This is a genomic window from Caballeronia sp. HLA56 (assembly GCF_054655155.1).
Map to the genome: position 1 here is coordinate 1,569,096 of NZ_BAAHOB010000005.1, position 20,791 is coordinate 1,589,886.

The 20,791-nt window shown below is 57.3% G+C and carries 16 protein-coding genes and 1 tRNA gene; 15 read left to right on the plus strand and 2 right to left on the minus strand.

The annotated features are described in order from the left end of the window. The first annotated feature begins 274 nt into the window (after window positions 1-274). The 14 genes from ACYQ47_RS26915 to ACYQ47_RS26980 all read left to right on the plus strand — a co-directional run bounded on the left by ACYQ47_RS26915 (window position 275) and on the right by ACYQ47_RS26980 (window position 17,245). Complete coding sequence (locus tag ACYQ47_RS26915) at window positions 275-1,525, plus strand: aspartate kinase (protein ID WP_244825543.1); 1,251 nt, start codon at window positions 275-277, stop codon at window positions 1,523-1,525. Between the two features lie 199 nt (window positions 1,526-1,724). Continuing rightward, a tRNA-Ser gene (locus tag ACYQ47_RS26920) sits at window positions 1,725-1,817 on the plus strand. A 1,008-nt stretch (window positions 1,818-2,825) separates the two neighbouring features. Next, a complete protein-coding gene (locus ACYQ47_RS26925) occupies window positions 2,826-3,956 on the plus strand; it encodes an MraY family glycosyltransferase (protein WP_459909331.1) in 1,131 nt (376 codons plus the stop codon). Between the two features lie 112 nt (window positions 3,957-4,068). Then, window positions 4,069-5,226, plus strand: coding sequence for a polysaccharide biosynthesis/export family protein (locus tag ACYQ47_RS26930; RefSeq protein ID WP_459907792.1), 1,158 nt, complete (start codon window positions 4,069-4,071; stop codon window positions 5,224-5,226). Window positions 5,227-5,275: 49 nt separating this feature from the next. Continuing rightward, window positions 5,276-5,722 (plus strand): low molecular weight protein-tyrosine-phosphatase, encoded by a 447-nt coding sequence (locus ACYQ47_RS26935; protein WP_309843513.1) that lies wholly within the window; start codon window positions 5,276-5,278, stop codon window positions 5,720-5,722. Next, a complete protein-coding gene (locus tag ACYQ47_RS26940; protein WP_459907795.1) occupies window positions 5,719-7,956 on the plus strand; it encodes a polysaccharide biosynthesis tyrosine autokinase in 2,238 nt (745 codons plus the stop codon). The genes ACYQ47_RS26935 and ACYQ47_RS26940 overlap by 4 nt, the downstream gene beginning before the upstream one ends. 90 nt (window positions 7,957-8,046) lie before the next feature. Next, window positions 8,047-9,315 (plus strand): Vi polysaccharide biosynthesis UDP-N-acetylglucosamine C-6 dehydrogenase TviB, encoded by a 1,269-nt coding sequence (tviB, locus tag ACYQ47_RS26945; RefSeq protein WP_250509216.1) that lies wholly within the window; start codon window positions 8,047-8,049, stop codon window positions 9,313-9,315. A gap of 11 nt (window positions 9,316-9,326) precedes the next feature. Beyond that, complete coding sequence (locus ACYQ47_RS26950; protein ID WP_459907797.1) at window positions 9,327-10,403, plus strand: SDR family oxidoreductase; 1,077 nt, start codon at window positions 9,327-9,329, stop codon at window positions 10,401-10,403. Then, a complete protein-coding gene (locus tag ACYQ47_RS26955) occupies window positions 10,400-11,575 on the plus strand; it encodes a glycosyltransferase family 4 protein (protein WP_459907799.1) in 1,176 nt (391 codons plus the stop codon). Before ACYQ47_RS26950 ends, ACYQ47_RS26955 begins: the two co-directional genes overlap by 4 nt. Further along, entirely contained in the window at window positions 11,572-12,942 is a 1,371-nt protein-coding gene (gene murJ / locus ACYQ47_RS26960; RefSeq protein ID WP_459907801.1) for a murein biosynthesis integral membrane protein MurJ, read from the plus strand. Before ACYQ47_RS26955 ends, murJ begins: the two co-directional genes overlap by 4 nt. An 81-nt stretch (window positions 12,943-13,023) precedes the next feature. Continuing rightward, window positions 13,024-13,923: a glycosyltransferase family 2 protein gene (locus ACYQ47_RS26965; protein WP_459907803.1), complete on the plus strand. Its 900-nt coding sequence runs from the start codon at window positions 13,024-13,026 to the stop codon at window positions 13,921-13,923. Window positions 13,924-13,926: 3 nt separating this feature from the next. Continuing rightward, window positions 13,927-15,066 carry a glycosyltransferase family 4 protein gene (locus ACYQ47_RS26970; protein WP_459907805.1) on the plus strand — a complete coding sequence of 380 codons (1,140 nt, stop codon included), beginning with the start codon at window positions 13,927-13,929 and terminating at the stop codon, window positions 15,064-15,066. A gap of 338 nt (window positions 15,067-15,404) precedes the next feature. After that, the gene (locus ACYQ47_RS26975; protein ID WP_459907807.1) at window positions 15,405-16,067 is read left to right on the plus strand and encodes a right-handed parallel beta-helix repeat-containing protein; all 663 of its coding nucleotides are present in this window, start codon (window positions 15,405-15,407) and stop codon (window positions 16,065-16,067) included. 104 nt (window positions 16,068-16,171) lie between these two features. After that, a complete protein-coding gene (locus tag ACYQ47_RS26980) occupies window positions 16,172-17,245 on the plus strand; it encodes an EpsG family protein (protein ID WP_459907809.1) in 1,074 nt (357 codons plus the stop codon). A gap of 59 nt (window positions 17,246-17,304) precedes the next feature. Here ACYQ47_RS26980 and ACYQ47_RS26985 read toward each other — a convergent pair whose 3' ends face one another. Then, window positions 17,305-18,453: a glycosyltransferase family 4 protein gene (locus tag ACYQ47_RS26985; RefSeq protein WP_459907811.1), complete on the minus strand. Its 1,149-nt coding sequence runs from the start codon at window positions 18,451-18,453 to the stop codon at window positions 17,305-17,307. Between the two features lie 1,006 nt (window positions 18,454-19,459). Between ACYQ47_RS26985 and ACYQ47_RS26990 the strand changes: the two genes are divergently transcribed. Beyond that, complete coding sequence (locus tag ACYQ47_RS26990) at window positions 19,460-19,960, plus strand: porin family protein (protein ID WP_309843484.1); 501 nt, start codon at window positions 19,460-19,462, stop codon at window positions 19,958-19,960. A 62-nt stretch (window positions 19,961-20,022) separates the two neighbouring features. On the opposite strand, the gene loiP is transcribed toward ACYQ47_RS26990, so the two are convergent. Further along, window positions 20,023-20,781: a metalloprotease LoiP gene (gene loiP / locus ACYQ47_RS26995; protein ID WP_244825525.1), complete on the minus strand. Its 759-nt coding sequence runs from the start codon at window positions 20,779-20,781 to the stop codon at window positions 20,023-20,025. Window positions 20,782-20,791 lie beyond the last annotated feature (10 nt).

The window sequence follows — 20,791 nt, forward strand, 5'->3', positions numbered from 1 at the left end:
TGCTCGTCATCTCCGTCCAAAAGACGTGATATTCAACGTTAAATCGCCAGCCATCGCGCGAATTCGCTGCGTACCAACCGCGCGACTTTCATGCGCGATTGGCTAACGCAACTGCTGCTGGTATTGCAATCCGGTACCCCAAGCACGCGGCGGCATATGCGCCAACGCGTCGCGTCGCCAGCTTCAAATCATCCCCGAAGTGATCGGCCACAACGCTTAAAGCGCATTGCAACGAGCGCATGAAGCGCGGTTTTCCTTCCAGTTCAAAACGACAATGGCACTCATCGTACACAAATACGGCGGCACTTCGATGGGCTCGGTCGAGCGCATCAAGAACGTCGCCAAGCGCGTTGCCAAATGGCACAAGGCAGGCCACAAGCTGGTCGTCGTGCCCTCGGCGATGTCCGGCGAAACCAACCGCCTGCTCGGCCTCGCGAAAGACATCACGCCCAATCCGGACCCGCGCGAACTCGACATGATCGCCTCCACCGGCGAACAGGTCAGCGTGGGCTTGCTCGCCATCGCGCTGCACGCCGAAGGCCTCGAAGCCGTGAGCTACGCCGGCTGGCAAGTGCCGATCAAGACGGACAGCGCGTTCACCAAGGCGCGCATCAGCGAAATCGACGGCGAGCGCGTGCTCAAGGATCTCGATGCGGGCAAGGTCGTGGTCATCACGGGCTTTCAGGGCGTCGATCCGGAAGGTCACATTGCCACGCTCGGGCGCGGCGGCTCGGACACCTCGGCGGTCGCGATCGCCGCGGCGCTCAAGGCTGACGAGTGCCTGATCTATACCGATGTCGACGGCGTCTATACGACCGATCCACGCGTCGTCGAAGAAGCGCGCCGGCTCGACCGCGTGACCTTCGAAGAGATGCTGGAGATGGCGAGCCTGGGCTCGAAGGTGCTGCAGATCCGTTCGGTGGAATTTGCCGGCAAGTATCAGGTGAAGACGCGTGTGCTTTCGAGCCTGACCGACCCGCTTATGCCGCTCGAAAAGGAAATGCACTCGGGCACCCTGATTACTTTTGAAGAAGACGAGAACATGGAAAAAGCAGTGATTTCTGGCATCGCGTTTCAGCGCGACGAAGCGCGCATCGCCGTGATGGGCGTGCCGGACAAGCCGGGCGTCGCGTATCAGATTCTCGGACCTGTCGCCGATGCGAACATCGACATCGACATGATCATTCAGAACCAGAGCGTGAACGGCAAGACCGACTTCACGTTCACGGTGGGCCGCGGCGACTATCAGCGCGCGCTCGAGATCCTGAATGGCCAAGTGAAGGGCCACGTGCAGGCCGAGACCGTGCTGGGCGACCCGAAGGTGTCGAAGGTGTCGGTGGTGGGTGTCGGCATGCGTTCGCACGTGGGTATCGCGAGCACCATGTTCCGCACGTTGTCGGAAGAGGGCATCAACATTCAGATGATCTCGACTTCCGAAATCAAGATCTCCGTGCTGATCGACGAGAAGTACACCGAACTCGCGGTGCGCGCGCTGCATAAGGCGTTCGAGCTCGACCGTGCTTGAGTGTTGCTTGAATCTTATTTGAGTGTGGCGTTGAGCGTTGCGACGGGTTCGAGGGCTCATGCACTGTTGCGGTTCGCGTAAGCCATGAGCCGATGCGCAATCGATTGGAAAAAATCGTTATGCGAATTTGACCGGCGCGGGCGAACACGCTATCATCTCGATCTCGTTGCACTGCACTCCCGGTGCGACGAACGGTTTGGGAGACGTGGCCGAGTGGTCGAAGGCACTCCCCTGCTAAGGGAGCATCTGGCTAAAAACTGGATCGAGGGTTCGAATCCCTCCGTCTCCGCCAGTAGTAGTAGAAAAGCCCCGCAAGGTTAAAAACTTGCGGGGCTTTTTGTTTTTGGGCGGTGATCGGGCCCGGTCGCGTGAGATTTAATCTTGACTGGCGTGGATAAGTTCTTACAGCCATGCATGGCGATTCGCTGAGTCGCTTGCCAGAGCAGTGCCGCGCGGAACTGTCTACCTCTTCTTCAGGCGCGGGGTTGTCTGCGTCTTGAATTCGAGCAATCGCGTGTCTGGCATGATGGGATCGCGTAGTCAAACATCGAAAACGCGCACACGCACACGCACCGTTCGATCCACACGTTGATCGCAGTATGCTCCGGCGGCGCTGTCGGAACCCTTAGCCGCCGCGCACGAACAGTAAGCGCGCGAAACGTCCGCCGCGCAGAAATCTAACCTCTAAAACGCGTGAAGCCGGACCTCTCATCCGGATCGAGCCATCTCGCTTTCTTTCGCACGTCTCTCCGAAAATCGATGGTTATCCCTCGATACAAACGGAATTATCCTAACGGTTTACACATTTTGTCTCGGAATTCCTTGGAAGACTAAGACATGTCTGTAAAAGAGCTTACGCGTACGTCGATTAAGCCTAAGAATGCGATGAAATTGCACAGTTTATGTCCTGATCGCTGCCAGACTTTTTACAACTGCTAGTACACTTGCTCGTTGTTAGCATTTACATCAAAGCCCGTGAATTTTAGTAACGGCGATTTGGCAGCCGCCACCCTATGGTTCATCCTCTTAAGACATTTCCCAATAACGCTTGCGGCTCGTCCGTTGATATAGATTCAAAGGCCGTTACTGGAAATGGCGGAGCGCCTTGAAAGGTCAGCGTGAAACAAAGTGCTTTAGAAGTTGATAGGTCATTAGGGCCTGAAAGCGGTGATAATGAAAAGCATAAACAAGCGGACTATCTCGCATGTTTGGCAGGAAAGAAGAAGCCAATATTCACGCTTATTTTGATCTTGCGCAGAAAGGCTTTCGATTTTAGGTTGAGGACTTGGTGGTGATTTCGATGTTGGTTGTGTTGATCGCGCTTTTGGTCTCCTTTGTTTCGGTACTGTTCATTGTTCGCTTCGAGCGCTGGCATGGTTCCTTCTCAATGGACCGCGATCTGAACGGGATTCAAAAAGTCCATGCGGTTGCGGTGCCACGAATCGGTGGCGCGGGCGTCATCGTCGCAGTCGCTGCTTCGTTACTCTTGAATGCCTTTCTGAATCCTTCGCGTAACAGTAGCGAAGCTCTAATTTTGCTTGGCTGTTCCTTGCCCGCGTTCCTGTCAGGTTTCGCCGAGGATCTGACCAAGAGAATCAGCCCGAGAACGCGTTTGATCGCGTCCATGATTGCGGCACTGCTTGCTTGCTTCGCACTGCGGGCGGTGGTTACACGGGTGAACTTTTCTTATGTCGATGCATTGCTTGTTTTCTCGCCGATCGCGATTGCTCTGACAGTATTTTCAGTATCTGGCGTGGTGCATGCAATTAACATCATCGACGGTTTGAATGGGCTTGCATCCGTTGTTGCGATCATCATTTTAGCGTCGATCGGCCTAGTGGCGTTTCATGTGGGCGACTCGACAATTGTTATTGTCTCGTTGACGCTGATTGGTGCGATTACCGGTTTTCTTGCCTGGAATTTTCCGATCTCCCGAGTCTTTCTCGGAGACGGCGGCGCGTATTTCATCGGTTTTCTAATCGCCGAGTTGCTGATCTTGCTCACCATGCGCAATCCCAGCATTTCGCCGCTTTACGCAATTCTGGTAACGATCTACCCAGTCTTCGAAACCGTCTTCTCGATCTACCGAAGAAAACTCGTGCGCGGTTTGCCTGCCGGTGCGCCTGATGCGGTTCATTTGCATACACTGGTTTATCGTCGCGTGCTTGGCGGAGAATTGAATCGATGCGATTCACGCGCCTTGAGTCTTAGAAATTCCCGGGCATCTCCTTATTTGTGGACGCTGACGCTTTGCGCGGTCGTTCCGGCAACCTTGTTTTCAGAATCTCCAGTTCTTCTCGGCGCGTCGGCACTCCTCTTTATTGCCACCTATGTCTGGTTGTATGCCGCAATCGTGAGATTTCACGTGCCGGCTTGGCTTCGGCCAGCGCCTGTCAAAGAGCAACCTATTGTCGTGCACGCTGAACAATAAAACCGTCTCTGTTTTTAACCCTGAAATTTTGATTGAGAACACGGACTAAGGCCGACGCCGATTCAGCGTCAAGCCAGTGTTTGAACCGAATTGAATTGAACACCCGCAAGCAATGGTTGATTTGAAATTTTCCGACCGTCTCAAGTTGGCTCTCTCTATCGCAATGCTGCCCGCACTGCTTGGCGCATGCGCGCTTGCCCCTGGCATGCGACTCGATCCCAAAGCACCAGTCGACTCTTCCGACCCAGCCTCAACACCCGACATCGTGACCATCACGCCGCAACTGGTCAGGCAGCAAAAGGCTGAGCGCGATGCCACGTCCCAAGGCGATTATCGCCAGCTCATCGGCTATCCCAGTCATTACGTCATCGGGCCGGCCGATGTGCTTTCCATCATCGTATGGGATCACCCCGAACTGGTCGTTCCAAATCTGACCTACAGCATCGGCGATACAGCCGGCACGCTGCCCAATGGGCCGGGTCTCAGCACACAGACGGTCCCCGGCTTCGTCGTCGGGGATAACGGGGACATTCAGTTTCCATATATTGGAAAAGTGAAGGCTTCTGGCGGAACCGTCGCTCAGTTACAAGTGACGTTAAAGCGCCTTCTCCCGCCTTATCTGAGAAATCCGCAACTGACGGTAAGCGTAGTCGCCTATCGCAGTCAGCGCGTGTTCGTGGAGGGCCAAGTCAATCAGCCTGGCATCAAGCCGATCACGAATGTCCCGATGTCCCTGTCGGAAGCGCTCAGCGAGGCCAATGGCGTCACCGCCGGCGTGGGCGACACCAGCCGGATCCAGATCTTGCGTAACGGCCGGACCTTTCAAATTAGCTTGCCACAACTCGCGGAACAGAAACTCGATGCATCGATGATCTTCCTCAAAGACCGCGATGTCGTTCGTGTCTTGCCGCAGACCTATAACCAGGTGTTCGTCACCGGCGAAGTAATGCGCCCGATGACGCTGTCGATGCACGACGGTCGACTCACCTTGAATGACGCACTGGCCTCGGCTGCCGGCGTGAATCCTTCGACGGCCGAAGCGGCAGGAGTTTATGTCGTACGTCCGACCGAAGACCCGGCCGCGCCGCAGGTCTTTCATCTCGACAGCACGTCGCCGGTGGCACTGGCGCTCGCGGAGCACTTCGAGCTGCAGCCAAAGGATGTCGTCTATGTGGACGCCACTGGTCTTGCTCGCTGGAACCGCATTGTCAATCTGCTCTTGCCGAGCGCGCAAGGCGCGAACATCGGGCGCCAGGTAGCGGGCTATTGATCATGTCCTCACACACGACTCGCATGAACGATCGCACAGGAGTCTCGGGATGATCGACTCCGTTCTCCTCGTGTGCGAGGGAAATATCTGCCGCAGTCCGATGGCAGCGGGTTGGTTGCAGTCGAAAGTGCCGTCGCTGGAAGTCTGGTCCGCCGGAATCAGCGCGCTTGCCGGACAGCCGGCCGATCCATACGCACAAGGCGTGATGAAGGATCACGGCATCGACATCTCGTCTCATCGTGGCGCGCAGTTGAGCGGCTTCGACTGCAAGCGCGCCGAGTTGATCCTCGTAATGCAGGAACAGCAAAAGCGCTATCTGGAGAAGCGATATCCGTTTGTAAAAGGTCGCGTCTTCAGGCTAGGTCAATTCAGTAACTTTGAAGTACCGGACCCGTACCGAAAAGAACGGAATGTTTTCGAAGACTGTTTTGACTTGATCGAAAGAGGACTTTCGGACTGGGTCGGGCGAATTGAATCAACGCGTTGGAAGTTATGAAACAAGAGAATCTACCGGTTATGTCGCATGGCGAGAGCAGCGATCAACTAAGTATCGTCGAGTTGCTGGACGCCCTGTTGGATCACAGAAAGCTGATTGCCATCGTCGCTGCGCTGTTCGTGATCGTCGGCGCAATGTATGCGTTTCTCGCGACGCCGGTTTATAGCTCGCGCATTCTGGTAGCCGTCGAAGATTCTTCCGATGCGGCCAGCGCTAAGAACCTACTTAGCGATGTTTCCGCCATGTTCGATGTCAAATCGTCAGCGGATGGCGAAATCCAGATTCTTGGTTCGCGGCTCGTCGCGTCCGGAACGGTCGACGCGCTGAAACTCAATGTCGAAGCGAAACCACGCTATTTTCCCGTGTTCGGTAAATGGATGGCATCTCACAACGACGGACTGTCGAATCCTGGGGTATTCGGTTGGGGCGGTTTCGATTGGGGCAGCGAATCGATCGAGCTTGCCGCCTTCGAGGTTCCCCGCAAGCTTCAGGGACGTAGCTACGACCTGACAGTGCTAAAGGACAGCCGGTACAGCCTGAGCGGTTACGGACTGGAATCTCCAGTGACGGGTTCTATCGGCACCGAAGAGAAGTTCAACTCGAGCTTCGGCGCGCTCACCCTGAAGGTCACCAAGCTGTCCGGAAGACCGGGCGCCAGCTTCGTCCTGAAATCTCGTTCGAGCCAACTCACCACCGATGACCTCATCAAGTCGTTGCAGATCATCGAGCAGGGCAAGCACTCGGGCGTGATTTCCGCGACGCTCGAAAGCACGGACCCCGTGCTTCTGAGCGACACGCTGAATGAACTCGGCCGCCAATACGTCAAGCAGAATGCCGACCGCAAAGCGGCTCAAGCGGAACATTCCATCTCGTTCCTCGACGCTCAGCTTCCCGTCATGAAGCAGCAACTCGAAGACGCTGAAGCGAAGTTGAGCGAATATCAAAACAGTCACACGATCGTGGACTTGTCCGAGGCCGGCAAGGTCAGCTTGCAGCAATCGGCCGACGCGGAGACACGCCTCATCGCGATGAAGCAAAAGCGCCAGGACTTGGCGACGCGTTTCGGTCCGATGCATCCGTCGTTGCTCGCTATCGACGAACAAATTGCGACGAACCAGAAGCAGATCGATAGCATCGCCGCGCAGATTCGCCAGATGCCGCTGACCGAGCAGGACATGCTCAAGCTTCAGCGGGATGTGCGTGTTTCGACGGACCTGTATGTCGCCATGCGCAGCAACGTCGAGCAGTTGCGTCTGGTGAAGGCGGGCAAGATCGGCAATGTGCGGATCGTCGATACCGCCGATATCCCCGAGCGCCCGGTCAAGCCGCGCAAGCTGATCGTCATGGCCGCTGCGGCGATCGTCGGTCTGTTCCTCGGAACCTTGCTCGCTCTCGTAAAGGACCGCTTGTTCACGGGCGTCACCGATCCGATCTCGCTGGAAGAGCACACCGGTCTCAGCGTCTACGCCACGATTCCCGTTAGCGACAAGCAGGCCGAACTCATCCGTAACCTGCGAAGCGACGGTTCGCGCCCGCTGGTGCTCGCGAATCTATATCCGAACGATCCAGCCGTGGAGAGCCTGCGCAGTCTTCGGACCGCGTTCAAGTTCGTCGCATCGGGCGGAAAAAATAACGTCGTGTTGATCGCGGGTCCGACACCGGGAATCGGCAAGTCGTTCGTGTCCGTCAACTTCGCGACGGTGCTGGCGTCGAGCGGCGCCCGCGTGTTGCTCATCGATGCGGACATGCGCAAGGGTTATCTCAACCGGTACTTCGGTCTGGGGCGCGATGCCGGGCTGTCCGACGCGATATCCGAAGCCAGGTCGGTCGATTCTGTCGTGCATCGGGACGTTCTTCCCAATCTCGATTTCGTCTCGTCGGGCAATTATCCGCAAAACCCTGCGGAAGTGCTCTCGCATAAAAACTGGGGCGATTTCATTTCGGCAGCATCCCGTGCCTATGACGTCGTCATCGTCGACGCGCCGCCAGTACTCGTCGTTTCCGACGCGGAAACCATCGTTGGCTCGGCGGGCAGCGTCTTCCTCGTCACGCGCTCTGGCGTGACCCGCGGCGGAGAGGTCAGCGAATCCATCAAGCGTCTGACGCAGACCGGCACGCAAGTCACCGGCTTGCTGTTCAACGCAATCAAGCCGCGCGGAAGAATCTATGGCTACGGCGGCCGATACCAAAGCTATCGCTATACCGGAGACGGTTACTACCAGGACCGCTCCTGATCGCAGCACTCGCTAAAAGCACGCCGTGACGAATTCGGCGTCGATGTTTCAAGCAAAGCATCGAGAAACACTGAAGGTTGGTTAAACGAAATGTTAGAAAATCTCCGTATTGCAATCATCGGTCTGGGCTATGTAGGTTTGCCTCTTGCCGTCGAGTTTGGTCGCGGGCGTCCCGTAGTCGGCTTCGATATCAACACGACGCGTATCGATGCGCTGAAGCAGGGTATCGATTCGACGCTCGAAGTAAGTACCGAGGAACTCGCCCGCGCAAGTCAGCTTAGTTTCAGCGCCGATGCGGCGGATCTTGCCAAGTGCAACTTCTTCATCGTCACGGTGCCGACGCCAATCGACGCGTACAACCGGCCCGACCTCGGCGCGCTCATTTCGGCAAGCCAGACCGTCGGCAAGGTGCTGAAGAAAAACGACATCGTCGTGTTCGAATCGACGGTCTATCCGGGCGCCACCGAAGAAGTCTGCGTGCCCGTGCTCGAGCGCGTCTCTGGTCTCAAGATGAACGTCGACTTCTTCGTCGGCTACAGTCCCGAGCGCATCAATCCCGGCGACAAGACGCATCGCGTAGTGGACATTCGCAAGGTGACGTCCGGTTCGACGCCGCAAACCGCGCGCAAGGTCGATGCCGTTTATCGCGAGATCATCACGGCGGGAACGCACATGGCGGAGAGCATCCGCGTGGCCGAAGCCGCGAAGGTCATCGAAAACACGCAGCGTGACGTGAATATCGCGTTGATCAACGAACTCGCGATCATCTTCAATCGCATGAATATCGATACCGAGTCCGTGCTGCGCGCGGCGGGTACGAAGTGGAACTTCCTGCCGTTCAAGCCGGGTCTGGTCGGTGGTCACTGCATCGGCGTCGATCCTTACTATCTGACGCATAAGGCCGAAGAGATCGGATATCACCCGGAGATCATTCTCGCGGGTCGTCGCCTCAACGACAACATGGGGCAGTATGTCGTCGCGCAACTCGTCAAGGCGCTGGCGCAGAAGCGCATTGCTATCGCCGATGCGCGCGTGCTCATTCTCGGTCTCACGTTCAAGGAAAACTGCCCGGATATTCGCAACACGCGTGTCATCGACATCGTCAGCGAGCTTGCAGAGTATCAGGCGCATGTCGATGTTTGCGATCCGTGGGCGCTTGTGCACGAGGTCAAGGACGAATACGGCATCGATCTCGTCGAGTCGCCTGAGGCGGGTGCTTATGACGCGATCGTTATCGCGGTCGCTCACGAGCAGTTCGTCACGCTCGGAAAGGGCATGCGCGATTTCGGCAAGAAGGAGCACCTTCTCTACGACCTCAAATATGTCTTGCCGGCCGATGGTTCGGATCTGCGCCTGTAAGGATACTCACGATGAATCGCTATCAGGTTATCTGCGAAGCGTTGCGAGCGAATCCAGTGCGATGGCTGGTCACGGGCGCGGCGGGATTCATCGGTTCGAATCTCGTCGAGACGCTGCTCAGGCTGAATCAGGAAGTCGTCGGGCTCGATAACTTCGCGACCGGTCATCGGCGCAATCTCGACGAAGTGGCGACCTCGGTGTTGCCGGAGCAATGGTCACGCTTCACGCTGATAGAAGGCGATATCCGCAATGCGCGAGATTGCGAGACCGCTGTCGCTGGCGTGAAGCATGTGCTGCATCAGGCCGCCTTGGGATCGGTGCCGCGTTCGCTGAACGATCCGGTCGCGACCGATCAGGTGAACATCGGTGGCTTCCTCAACATGCTGGTCGCCGCGCGCGATGCAGGCGTATCCAGCTTCACCTACGCGGCGTCCAGTTCGACATACGGCGATCATCCGGCGCTTCCCAAAGAGGAAGCGAATATCGGACGTCCGCTTTCGCCTTACGCCGTCACGAAGTATGTGAATGAGCTCTATGCAGAAGTCTTCGCGCGCTGCTACGGCTTCAAGGCGACGGGCTTGCGCTACTTCAACGTCTTTGGCAAACGCCAGGACCCGAACGGCGCGTATGCGGCGGTCATTCCGCGCTGGATCGCCACGATGATGAGCGGCGAAGACGTGCAGATCAATGGCGACGGCGAGACGAGCCGCGACTTCTGCTTCGTCGATAACGCGGTACAGGTCAATCTGCTCGCAGCAACGGCGAGCGATGATGTGCGCGGACAGGTCTTCAACGTCGCACTCGGAGATCGCACGACGTTGAACGAGTTGTTCGGCTTGCTGCGTGACACGCTTGGAGAATACGGCATTCGATACGATCGGCCGCCGACATACCGCGCGTTTCGCGCAGGGGACGTACGTCATTCGCAGGCCAGTATAGAGAAGGCGAAGTCGATGCTTGGATATGCCGACGGCGTGCGGCTCGACGAAGGCATTCGGACCGCCGTGCCGTGGTATATCGCGTCGACGAAGACGCAGCGAGACCACGTCCAATCTTCCGATGCGAGCAACGGTAATACATCGCGATGAAGGTTCTGCATATCATCAGCAGCCTCGATCGCGGTGGTGCCGAGGCGGTGTTGTTCCAGGTTGTGTCGCACGGGCGCACGAGCGGCATCGAGCATCGCGTGGTCTGTATGCGCGGAGAAGGGTACTACACGGCGAAGTTGCTCGAACAAGGCATCGAAGTCGAAGCGCTGAATTGTTCGAAAGGCCGAATCACGCCGCGCGCGTTGCTTCGTCTCTGGTCGGTCATGCGCGCATTCGGCCCGGACGTCGTGCAGACCTGGATGTATCACGCCGATCTCATCGGCGGCGTGCTTGCCTATCTGACGCGCTTCAAGCCGATTTGCTGGGCAGTTCATCACGCGAATCTCGATTCCGACAAGAACACACGCATGACGGTCCGGATCGCGAAGATGTGCGGATTGCTCTCGCGCTTCGTGCCGGACCGCATCGTGTGCTGCTCGAAACGAGGCCAGGCCGCGCATCAACAGATCGGCTATGACGGCAGCAAGTTCTCGTGGATCCCGAACGGCTACGACATCGAACGCTTCTCGCCGGATCCTCATGCAAGGGCCGCGCAACGACAGCTCTGGCAAGTCTCGGACGATACGCCGCTTATCGGATCCGTCGCGCGTTGGAATCCTCAGAAAGACCATCCGAACCTGTTTCGCGCCGCGGCGATGCTCGCCGATAATGGCGTCGCTTTCAAGCTGGTGCTCGTCGGCGCCGACATGACATCCGCGAACGCCGATCTTCTCGCATCGCTCGATGCTGTCGGTTTGCGCGAACGCGTGCTTCTGGCGGGACCGTCGGACGATATCCCAGGCGTCATGAACGCGCTCGATATCCACGTGCTGCCGAGCGCTGGCGAAGCGTTCCCGAACGTGGTCGCCGAGGCGATGGCTTGCGGCACGTTGAGCGTGAATACCGATGTAGGCGACGTTGCCACGATAGTCGGTAGCGAAGGATGGGTCGTCCCGCCTGGTCATTCAGTCGCGCTTTCAAAGGCGCTTGGTGCAGCAATTGCAATGAACCGCACGACTGAAGGTAAAGCGCGCAGGGAACGCGCGCGCACTCGCATTGTGAGTAACTTCGGTCTCGAGCGGATGCAGAAAGCGTATGAGTCGACCTGGCGCGAAGTCGCCGCGCGCGCGGGCAAGGTCGTTCCGCGGCGTCGCAGAGAGAAGCGGACATGAGCTTCGGACTGGCCTCCAAGCTTCGGGCCAAGCTTGCGAACGCGCATCCGGATCACCGCAGGATAGCGAAGGGCGCCGCATGGGTGTCACTCTTCGTGCTCATGGGCAAGAGTGCCGGCGCCTTCAAGGAAATGGCGATCGCGTATCGCTATGGCGTGAGCGGTATCGTCGATGCCTACCAGTTGTCCTTCACGCTCGCCACATGGATACCTTCCATGCTCGTCACGGTGCTCAGTACCGTGCTGATTCCCGTGCTCGTGCGCATGCGCAACGACGACACGGACACGCTCGCCAACTTCATCGGCGAATTGCGTGGCTTGGCGTGGCTCGTCGGTCTTGCCATCGCCAACGTGCTCGTCTTCGCATCGCCCGTGGTGATCGCCTATGTGGGTGGACCGCTGCCCGAGCATACGAGATCGCTCGCGATGCAATTTATCGTCGGCATGTCGCCGCTCGTGCCGCTCACCTTGCTCATGTGTATCGATGCCGCGCGCTTGCAGGCACGCGAGCGGCATATCAACACGTTGCTCGAAGCCGTGCCGGCTGCAGTGCTCTTTTTCGTGGTGATCCTCAGTACCGGTTCGTCGATCAAGCCGCTTTACATGGCCGTTACGCTCGGACTCGCGCTGCAAGTTTATTTGTTGTCCATGTTCGCAAGGCGTGCGGATAAGGTCCGCGCTCCCATTCGCTTCGGGTTCAGTTCGCCGCAGTGGCGGGCCATGGCGCATTCGATCGGCGTCATGCTCATCAGTCAGGCCATCCTTGCTTGTATCGTGCCTATCGATCAATACATGGCGACCCGTGAAGGTGCTGGAGCGGTCGCCACGCTCGGTTATGCCAATCGGCTGATTGCGTTGCTGATGGGTCTCGGTGCATCGGCAATCGGAAGGGCGACGTTGCCCGTGTTGACGCAGACAATCCGCAATGGCGAACGCGAGCGCGCTCGATCCATGGCGATCAAATGGGCCTACGTCATGTTCGGAATCGGCGCCGTGGCGGCATGTGTCGCTTCGTTCGCCGCGCCTTTGATCGTGCGTGTGCTGTTTCAACGAGGCGCCTTCACGGCAGTCGATACTGAACATGTCGCGGTCTTGCTTCGCTGGTTCACGCTGCAATTAGCGCCAGCATTTGCCACATTAGTGTTGATGCAGATGGCTGCCAGCGAAGGGCGCTATCGGTCGATCGCGTTCATCACATGCGCAGGCTTCGTCGCCAAGGTCGCGGCCAACTTCGCCTTCACACCAATGCTCGGTTTGGCGGCGCTTCCTGTAGGCACTGCTGTCATGGCCGGCGTCGTGTTCGTTCTCTATCTTTTCTCCATCCACGAGAACGAGGAAGAGGACATGGAGCAAGAGCATGCAGCCTGATTTCTCGCCGATGCCTGATCTGACGCGATCGCCGACTTGGAATCGCCTCACCCGCATGCCACGCATTGTCAAGTTTTCTCGATGACGTTCATCTCTGTTATTACCGCCAGCTATAACCGTGCGGCTCAGTTGCCAAGCTTGTTCGCCAGCCTCGAAAAACAAAGCGACAGAGATTTCGAATGGATAGTCGTCGATGATGGCAGCGTCGACAACACGCGCGCGCTTTGCGAGCGCTGGGCTGACCAGGTCGATTGGCCGCTACGCTACATTCAGAAACCGAACGGCGGGAAGCATACCGCGCTGAATCGGGGCTTCGCACTTGCGAAGGGCGAATTGATCATCTCGGTCGATAGCGATGACACGCTCACGCTCGATGCCATCGCGACGATTCGCGACAACTGGTCGTCGTGTCGAACCATTCCCGACGTATGCGGCATGAGCTTTCTCAGACTGCGCGCGGATGGACGCGTGATCGGTGACCGTTTCGAGCCGGACCGCGAGTTGGCGACATACATCGATATGCGCATCAATCGCGGCGTGCGTGGCGACAAGGCCGAAGTCTGGCGCGCAGACATCTTGAAGCAGTTTCCTTTTCCGGAAGTCGAAGGCGAGCGCTTCATGATGGAGTCCGCCGTATGGGGAATGATCGGGCGGCGGTATCGGATGCTGCATGTGAACATCGGCTTCTATGTTTGCGAGTATCTGTCCGATGGTCTGACGCGAGGCGGCGCGGCGCTGACGGTCCTGTGCCCGGTCGGGTCCGCACACGGCATTCGCTGGGCAATCGCGCCGCCGGTCAACATGCGCACGCGGATCGTGATGACGTGGCGGCTCATTGCTTACGAGTTTTTGGCGCGACGTTCCGTGTACCAGATCGCGATGGCGTCCGGGCATCGCTTGCAGGTGCTGTTGAATCTGCCATTCGGATCAGCGCTTTATTTGTACTGGCGGTTCAAGTTTCGACGTGAGTTAGGTCGGTAGGTCATGAAAAAAGTCGTTCTCTTTGCCAATACGGATTGGTACCTTTTCAATTTTCGTTTGTCGCTCGCGAAGAATCTTCGGGACAATGGCTGGTCGGTGTTGCTCATGTCGCCGCCGGGGCCTTATGTCGCGGGGTTAGAGGACGCCGGATTCCGCTGGCTTCCCGTGCCGATGCAACGACGCAGTCTGAACCCCTTGCGGGAACTCTTGCTGGTCTTGCACCTATGCCGCCTGTTCCGCAAAGAGCGGCCAGATGTCGTGCATGGGTTCACCATTAAATGCGCGGTGTACGGTTCGCTTGCGGCGCGTCTCGCGCGCGTCAGGCAGCGCGTCAACGCTGTGGCAGGTCTCGGCTTCGTGTTTACGAACGATTCGTTGAAGGCGCGCGTCTTACGACCGCTGGTCAAAATATTGATGCGCGCGACGTTGAATGGCCGCGGCGCATCGCTGATTCTCCAGAACCCGGACGATGTCGCGATGTTCATCAACGCCGGGATCGTCGACAAGTCTTGCATCCACCTCATTCCCGGATCGGGCGTGAACGTACAGAAGTTCGCCCAACGCGCGAAGGACACGAGCGGCACGCCACGACCGATTCGCGTTTTGCTGGCTGCGCGCCTGCTGTGGGACAAAGGCATCGCGGAATACGTGGAAGCGGCGCGCGCGCTGCGAAACAGCCAGCGCTCGTTCGAATTCCTGCTCGCCGGCGATCCCGACGAGGGCAATCCTGCTTCGGTGCCGACAGAAACGGTTGAGGCCTGGGTCGAGGAGGGCACGCTGACTTGGCTCGGTCATGTCGGTGACATGCCGGCGTTGCTACGCGACATCGACATCATGGTGTTGCCCAGTTATAGAGAAGGATTGCCAAAGGCGATGATCGAAGCCGCAGCATGCGGCATCGCGCTGGTGACGACGGACGCGCCGGGTTGTCGCGAGGTCGTGAGTCAAGATGGCGTCGATGGCTTGCGCGTTCCGGTGAAGGACGGCGTCGCGCTGACAGATGCAATCGCGCGTCTGCATGACGACCCGGTGTTGCGCGAAACGATCGGTGCCAATGCGCGCGTTCGCGCGCTCGCAGAGTTCGACGAAAGGATCGTGATCGAGCGGACCGTTGCGGTGTATGGAACAACGCAGAACGCTTGAGAACGATCATGATAAGCAGAAGAGTTGCGCTCAAAGTCATAGCGTCGATGCCTCTGGCGCATGGGCTTGCGTGTCGGTCGGCGGCGGCTAAGATATTGAATGAAGACGACGTCGTGCATGCGAGTGTCTTCGGCGTCGTCAGCGATGGCGTGAGCGATGACACGTCGCGTCTTCAGGATGCGATCGATCGCTCAGTTGGCAAGACGTTACTCATTGGCGGACAGTGCCGCATCGACACGCAAGGACTGAGTCTGCGAAGCGGCTCGCGCGTTCGCTTCGAACCGGGCGCCTCGATCAAGTTGCTTGCGCATGACACGCCTTCGTATCAAATGTTGCGCATGTGGGACGTGAGCGACGTTGTGCTGGAGAACGCGACGCTAGACGGCAGTCGTGAGTTGAACTCGGCGCAGCCCAAAACGCATTCGGAAGGCTACGGCATGGGCATTTCGATAGCAGGTAGTTCAAAAATCACGATCAAATCGGCAACCACGGTGGGTTGCTGGGGCGACGGTATCTACCTGGCGAACAGTTATCAGCCGACCAGCATGCCGCCTCAGGATATTCACGTGATCGACCATCACGCGAATAACTGTCGTCGACAGGGAATATCCATCATTAGCGGAAGGAACGTTTTCATTGAAGGCGGTCTGTGGGAGAACATCGGTGGAACGGCGCCGTCGGCGGGTCTGGATATCGAGCCCAATTCGAATCGTGACGTGCTGGAGAACATCAGGGTCGTCAATCCTGTCACGCGAAACTGCAAGATCGGCATCCTCGTCTATCTCTTGAAGATTGCCGGTGTCGAGTCCAAGGACGTGCAGATCGATATCAGCGGTCAGCGCGATGAATCCGCGAAGATCGCCGCCTTTAGCGTTTCAGGTCTCGATACCAAAGGTTCAATTGTGAAAGGACGAATCGTCAATCGATCGGCGGCCTGGATCAAGCAAAGCTTCTTTCCGTCGAAAGCCACGATTACGACAAGCGCGGACCGCAGATCGTAGTAACGGACTTGAAGACTATTCGATAACCGGCGCACTTTGCCGACGACAACCTCGCAAGGCAGCAAGCCGGCGCCGAGCGCATTATCCGACCTAAAAGAATTTCGATGAAAGCCAGAATGACTCAAGCGCCGAGTCCAGCAGTTCCCCGTCGCAAAACTCAGGCGCGAGCCTACCTGAATACTCCTGGCGGCTGGCTATTCATCCTGATAGCGATTCTGTTGCTGGTCGTGGTGGCGGTAGGCGATCGTACGATGCTGCTCGATCAGGACAATTACCTGGAGTACTTCAGCCAGACAACGTGGGACTGGTTCGTCAATCTTTATCAGACACGCACTTCAACGCTCAGTTTTGTCATCAGCACGGTGACGGAGGAATTCGGCTGGCGTACCTGGTTGATCGTATTGAATGCGTTCGGCGTAACACCCGATATTGGTGTAAGAGTGACCGTAGTATTGGCGAACGCACTTGTCATTGCGGCGCTTTTAGAAGTCCGGCGACCGCTACTAGGGCTGCTTCTTTGGGCGGTCGTTCCGGTAGCCTTGGCTACGGTCGGACTGTTTCAAATCCGTCAAGGTTTGGCATTCGGCATAGCGATGCTTATCACGCTGCGCTATCAGCGGCCCGTCCTCGGATGGGTGCTCGCGAGCTTCGTTCATACGACCTTCGCGATACCCGCGTTGCTATTGCTCTCCATTCGAGCGTGCGGAGATCGAAAATGGCGAGCGTTGATCGTTTCGAGTTTGACGGCGTTCGTACTCGCCGCCGCGGCGGGCTATCTTTTCAATAATTTCGGCGGCAGGCGAGTCGAGGAATATGCGGACTACCAGGACGATTTCACTATCCGGCTGCTCATCCTGTTGATCGTCTATGCAACGGCTTCTGTCATTGTGCTTTATACGCAATGGAAAGAGAAGGGCACAGCGAAGGACAAGGTATGGACGGAGCTATGCACGATGCACGTTGCGCTCATGGCTTATTTGGTCTTTGCGTATGTGCTGTTTCCGTTTGGGAAGGGACGCGTGTGGTATTGCATAGCGTTACTGCTGCCGTACGTGATTTCGCAAATTCGATTCAGGAACGCGTTCGTGATATGGTGGACTGCGCTGATTCTTCTAACCCTGTCGGCAGATGCTCTCAAGAATTCTCAGGCTGATGTCTACAGCTATTTTCTTCATTAGGCGATATCAACGGCGCGTCGAGTCGTAGGCGCCGTGCGATTCGTGTGAGTCGTAATCTGTCATGTCGTTTCATGGATGGGTCGGCGCGCCGCAGCATCGTCGGTGTCCACGCCAACGCGCGTGAACAACTCGTCCCACACGCGAAGAATCGTATTCGTTGAATATCGCTCGCGAACGGACTTTGCACCTTTGCGACTCAGTTCGGCACGCAGCGTGTCATCGGTGAGCATCCTTTGAATTGCAGCGGCTAACGCTTGCGGATTGGCGACTGGCACAAGCAGCGCGTCCTGCCCGTCGCGCGTGATGTAGCGCGGACCACTGAGACAATCGACAGCTATGGCGGGAACGCCTAAAGCCATACTCTCGGCGAGCGCGAGGCCGAATCCTTCGAAGCGGGATGACATGACGAATGCCTGCGAGCGCAAAATCTCCGTCCATGGATTTTCGGTGACACCCGGAAGAAAGATGCGCTGGGTCATACCTCGCCTTTCGATCTCCGCTTCGAGCGATGCGCGTTCGGCGCCTTCACCCCATATCCACAGATCCCATTCTGGGCACGCATTCGCAATGGACGAGAATGCGTCGATCAAAAGGCGATAGTTCTTTTGCGGATGCAATCGTCCGAGCGAAACGAGGCGCATGCGCGCGCCGGTTTCGATAGACGGCGCCGACTGCTGGAATAATTCGTCAGGCAGCGGATTTGGGACGACAGCAATATGTCGCATGCCGGGCACCGTTGTCTTGAACGGCGCGACGACATTTTCGGTGAGCACCGTTATCGCGCTGGCATGCGGGTAAGTTAGACGAGTAAGCAGTTTCCATAACGCGGATCGTCCGTCGCGAGATGGATCGTTATGTTCGCAAGCGAGAACCGGAATGCCCAAGCCTAATGTTGCAAGAATTGCGGCTACGTTTACATTGGTTAAAAAGGAAATCACAACGTCGGGCCGGTTCTCCCGGACGAGCGAGCGCAAAGCCCGCTGCCGCTGAACGAAGCTCGATAACTTGCCGCCTTGACTCCCTGCACGGTCAGTCAGATAGATGAAGCGAACGTTCTCGGAAATCTTGTAAAAGCAATCACCCTTACCGCTATATGTAGCGACCAGCGTGACATCGTCACCGCGCTCACTCCAGGCATTCACGAGGGTGGCCGCGACCCTTTCCGCGCCGCCGCTTCCCATGGAACTCACCAATAGCGTGATTTTCATTTAAGTAATGCTCCAATTGGATGAGCTAACGAGGGGATGTCGCACTGTTGACGATGAGAGAAGTGACGAGTCTTTAAGGACGCTGCGAGTTTGACCACGGGACATCAAGACGATCGCATGGGTATGCGGTCTGAAGTCACGGTTGTGGGCTATGTAATCGCTTTCGCGTAATGGCGGATGGTTTCGCACGATGAACGACACGAGCGAGCCAAGTTGAAGAAAATCGGCTCTGACGAAAACGACGCGTTCGAAAGCTAAAGAAGACTAACGATCTTATCATCGGAGCGAGTCTATCGATGTCTTTTGGAATGCAACTTTGTGGAGATGGCGTGCTCAGGGTCCATGCTTAGAAATTTTGCGGAGCACGCCAGCAATGTCTCGGCCGTGCCACGCGTCACACACCGACCGAATGGCCGATTGCGCTATCGAGGTGGCTCGGGAGAAACTCTCTGCCCGGTCGAGGTCTTCCACACGCAAAAAAGAACGAGCGACGCACGATCATGTGCGAGAGTCAGTTCCCATCTTCGATCGTTCAAACGGCTGACGTGCAAAAATAGCGAATACTTACTCGAACCATCCAAAAACAATCAGTGTCTGGAGGCGACGAAGTTGATCGTTAATGTGATTTTTAACGTGTTCGGAACGGCGGCGCTGATCGTCGTTTTGCTTTTGGGAAGTATCGCAATTTGGGACATTCTGCGCGGGAAGTAGGCGGCAAGTTCACTCATCCGCCGGTACTACCATCAATCGCCGCCACTTTCCCATGCGGCGTGCCGGTCTCATCGGCGTCATCGGCCAAGCAACACATCACGCATGTCACACCCTACGCCGCCGAGCCCAACCTTTAAGACAAGTCCGCTATCCGAGTTAACAATCGGAAACTAATCTTGCGCGTTGATTGTTTGGAAGCAGTCAATTGCAAGACAGCCTGCGCTGTCTCGATTATTTTTTTGCCTGAATTCGATTTGCGTGTTCTGGCGACGCCTTTCTCACGGTTGGCTCACTCATGGTAAGTATCAAAAAGGTAGCGGCGCCGCTTTTCGTCTCGCTGCTCGGTATCGCTAGCGCGCACGCTAGCGAATTCTCCGGCCCATTCGTCGGCGCGAAGCTCGGCTTGAATTTCTCCGATGCAACCGGACACGATTTTGAGGAATCGACGCACACGACGTTCTTTCCGGGCCTGACGGCAGGCTATAACGTCGATGTCAACCAGTTCGTGGTCGGCGTCGAAGGATTCGCTGATCTTCACGCTGGTTCGACGACCAAGAAGGACGGCGGCATCGACGTAAAAGTCGGCATGCCTATCGACGGCAACATCATGCCTTACGCGCGCGTGGGCTTCACTGGCACCTGGCCGGACACGCGCTTGCACTACGGCGCGGGCGTCGAGTATAAGTTCGCGAAGCAATGGAGTGTCGCTGGCGAATACACGGCCGACACGGCGCACTGCGACGGCGGCCATCGTCGTAACGACAGCCTGACCGTCGGCGTGCATTACTACTTCTGATCGTCACGAATCGGAATGGAAAGCGCGAGCAACCGCTGCTCGCGCTTTTTTTTGCACCGTCCTTACTTGCCCGACGCAATCCGATCCTGAATGTGCTTCGCGCGCGAAGGCGACGACGGGTGCGAATCCATCATGCTCGACTTGCCGCCGTCGATCGTTGCGAGCTTCTGGAACGCCGTCACGAGGCCAGCCGGGCTGTATCCCTTCTTTTTCTGCATGTCGAACGAGTAATCGTCGGCGGCGCTTTCTTGCGATTGCGAGAATTGCGCCTGGACGAACTTCTCGGACAAGTCGCCCAGTTGCGATGCCGACAGATTCGCCACCGCGCCGCCCGTCGATGCCGCCGCCGAGCGCACGGCCGAGGTCGCATAAGCGAGCTGCATCGCCTTCTTGGTGTGGCCGAGCGCCACGTGACCCATTTCGTGGCCCACCACGCCGCGCACTTCGTCGTCGTTCATTGCGTCCATGAGGCCGCTGTACACGCGCACGCAACCGTTGGCCATCGCCCAGGCGTTGACGTCCTTCGTGACGTAGACCTTGTAGTTGACCGGCACGCCATTGATGTTGTCGCCCAGTTGCTTCGAGATGCGGTTCAGACGCTGCGTGTATTGACTCGACGCCGGCGCAATCTTGTTTTCCTTGTCCAGGTCCGCGCACGATTTGTCGGAGAGCGTGCGCACATCGGCGTCACTCAGCGTGAAGGCTTGCGATGCGAGCTGGCCAGACTGCAACAGCGTGTCGGGATTGAGTGCATTCATGCTGCTGCAGGAGATGAGCGCGCACAGAGCAGGCGCCGCGAGCGCCAAGCGGATGAATTTCATGTTTCGGTCT

Bases quoted from the DNA above. Each gene is read 5' to 3' on its own strand.
- ACYQ47_RS26940 (WP_459907795.1), top strand. From the start codon at position 5,719: ATGAAACAAGAGAATCTACCGGTTATGTCGCATGGCGAGAGCAGCGAT.
- ACYQ47_RS26975 (WP_459907807.1), top strand. From the start codon at position 15,405: ATGTGGGACGTGAGCGACGTTGTGCTGGAGAACGCGACGCTAGACGGC.
- ACYQ47_RS26990 (WP_309843484.1), top strand. From the start codon at position 19,460: ATGGTAAGTATCAAAAAGGTAGCGGCGCCGCTTTTCGTCTCGCTGCTC.
- ACYQ47_RS26935 (WP_309843513.1), top strand. From the start codon at position 5,276: ATGATCGACTCCGTTCTCCTCGTGTGCGAGGGAAATATCTGCCGCAGT.
- ACYQ47_RS26985 (WP_459907811.1), bottom strand. From the start codon at position 18,453: ATGAAAATCACGCTATTGGTGAGTTCCATGGGAAGCGGCGGCGCGGAA.
- tviB (WP_250509216.1), top strand. From the start codon at position 8,047: ATGTTAGAAAATCTCCGTATTGCAATCATCGGTCTGGGCTATGTAGGT.
- ACYQ47_RS26970 (WP_459907805.1), top strand. From the start codon at position 13,927: ATGAAAAAAGTCGTTCTCTTTGCCAATACGGATTGGTACCTTTTCAAT.
- ACYQ47_RS26965 (WP_459907803.1), top strand. From the start codon at position 13,024: ATGACGTTCATCTCTGTTATTACCGCCAGCTATAACCGTGCGGCTCAG.
- loiP (WP_244825525.1), bottom strand. From the start codon at position 20,781: ATGAAATTCATCCGCTTGGCGCTCGCGGCGCCTGCTCTGTGCGCGCTC.
- ACYQ47_RS26925 (WP_459909331.1), top strand. From the start codon at position 2,826: ATGTTGGTTGTGTTGATCGCGCTTTTGGTCTCCTTTGTTTCGGTACTG.
- ACYQ47_RS26930 (WP_459907792.1), top strand. From the start codon at position 4,069: ATGGTTGATTTGAAATTTTCCGACCGTCTCAAGTTGGCTCTCTCTATC.
- ACYQ47_RS26955 (WP_459907799.1), top strand. From the start codon at position 10,400: ATGAAGGTTCTGCATATCATCAGCAGCCTCGATCGCGGTGGTGCCGAG.
- ACYQ47_RS26915 (WP_244825543.1), top strand. From the start codon at position 275: ATGGCACTCATCGTACACAAATACGGCGGCACTTCGATGGGCTCGGTC.
- ACYQ47_RS26980 (WP_459907809.1), top strand. From the start codon at position 16,172: ATGAAAGCCAGAATGACTCAAGCGCCGAGTCCAGCAGTTCCCCGTCGC.
- murJ (WP_459907801.1), top strand. From the start codon at position 11,572: ATGAGCTTCGGACTGGCCTCCAAGCTTCGGGCCAAGCTTGCGAACGCG.
- ACYQ47_RS26950 (WP_459907797.1), top strand. From the start codon at position 9,327: ATGAATCGCTATCAGGTTATCTGCGAAGCGTTGCGAGCGAATCCAGTG.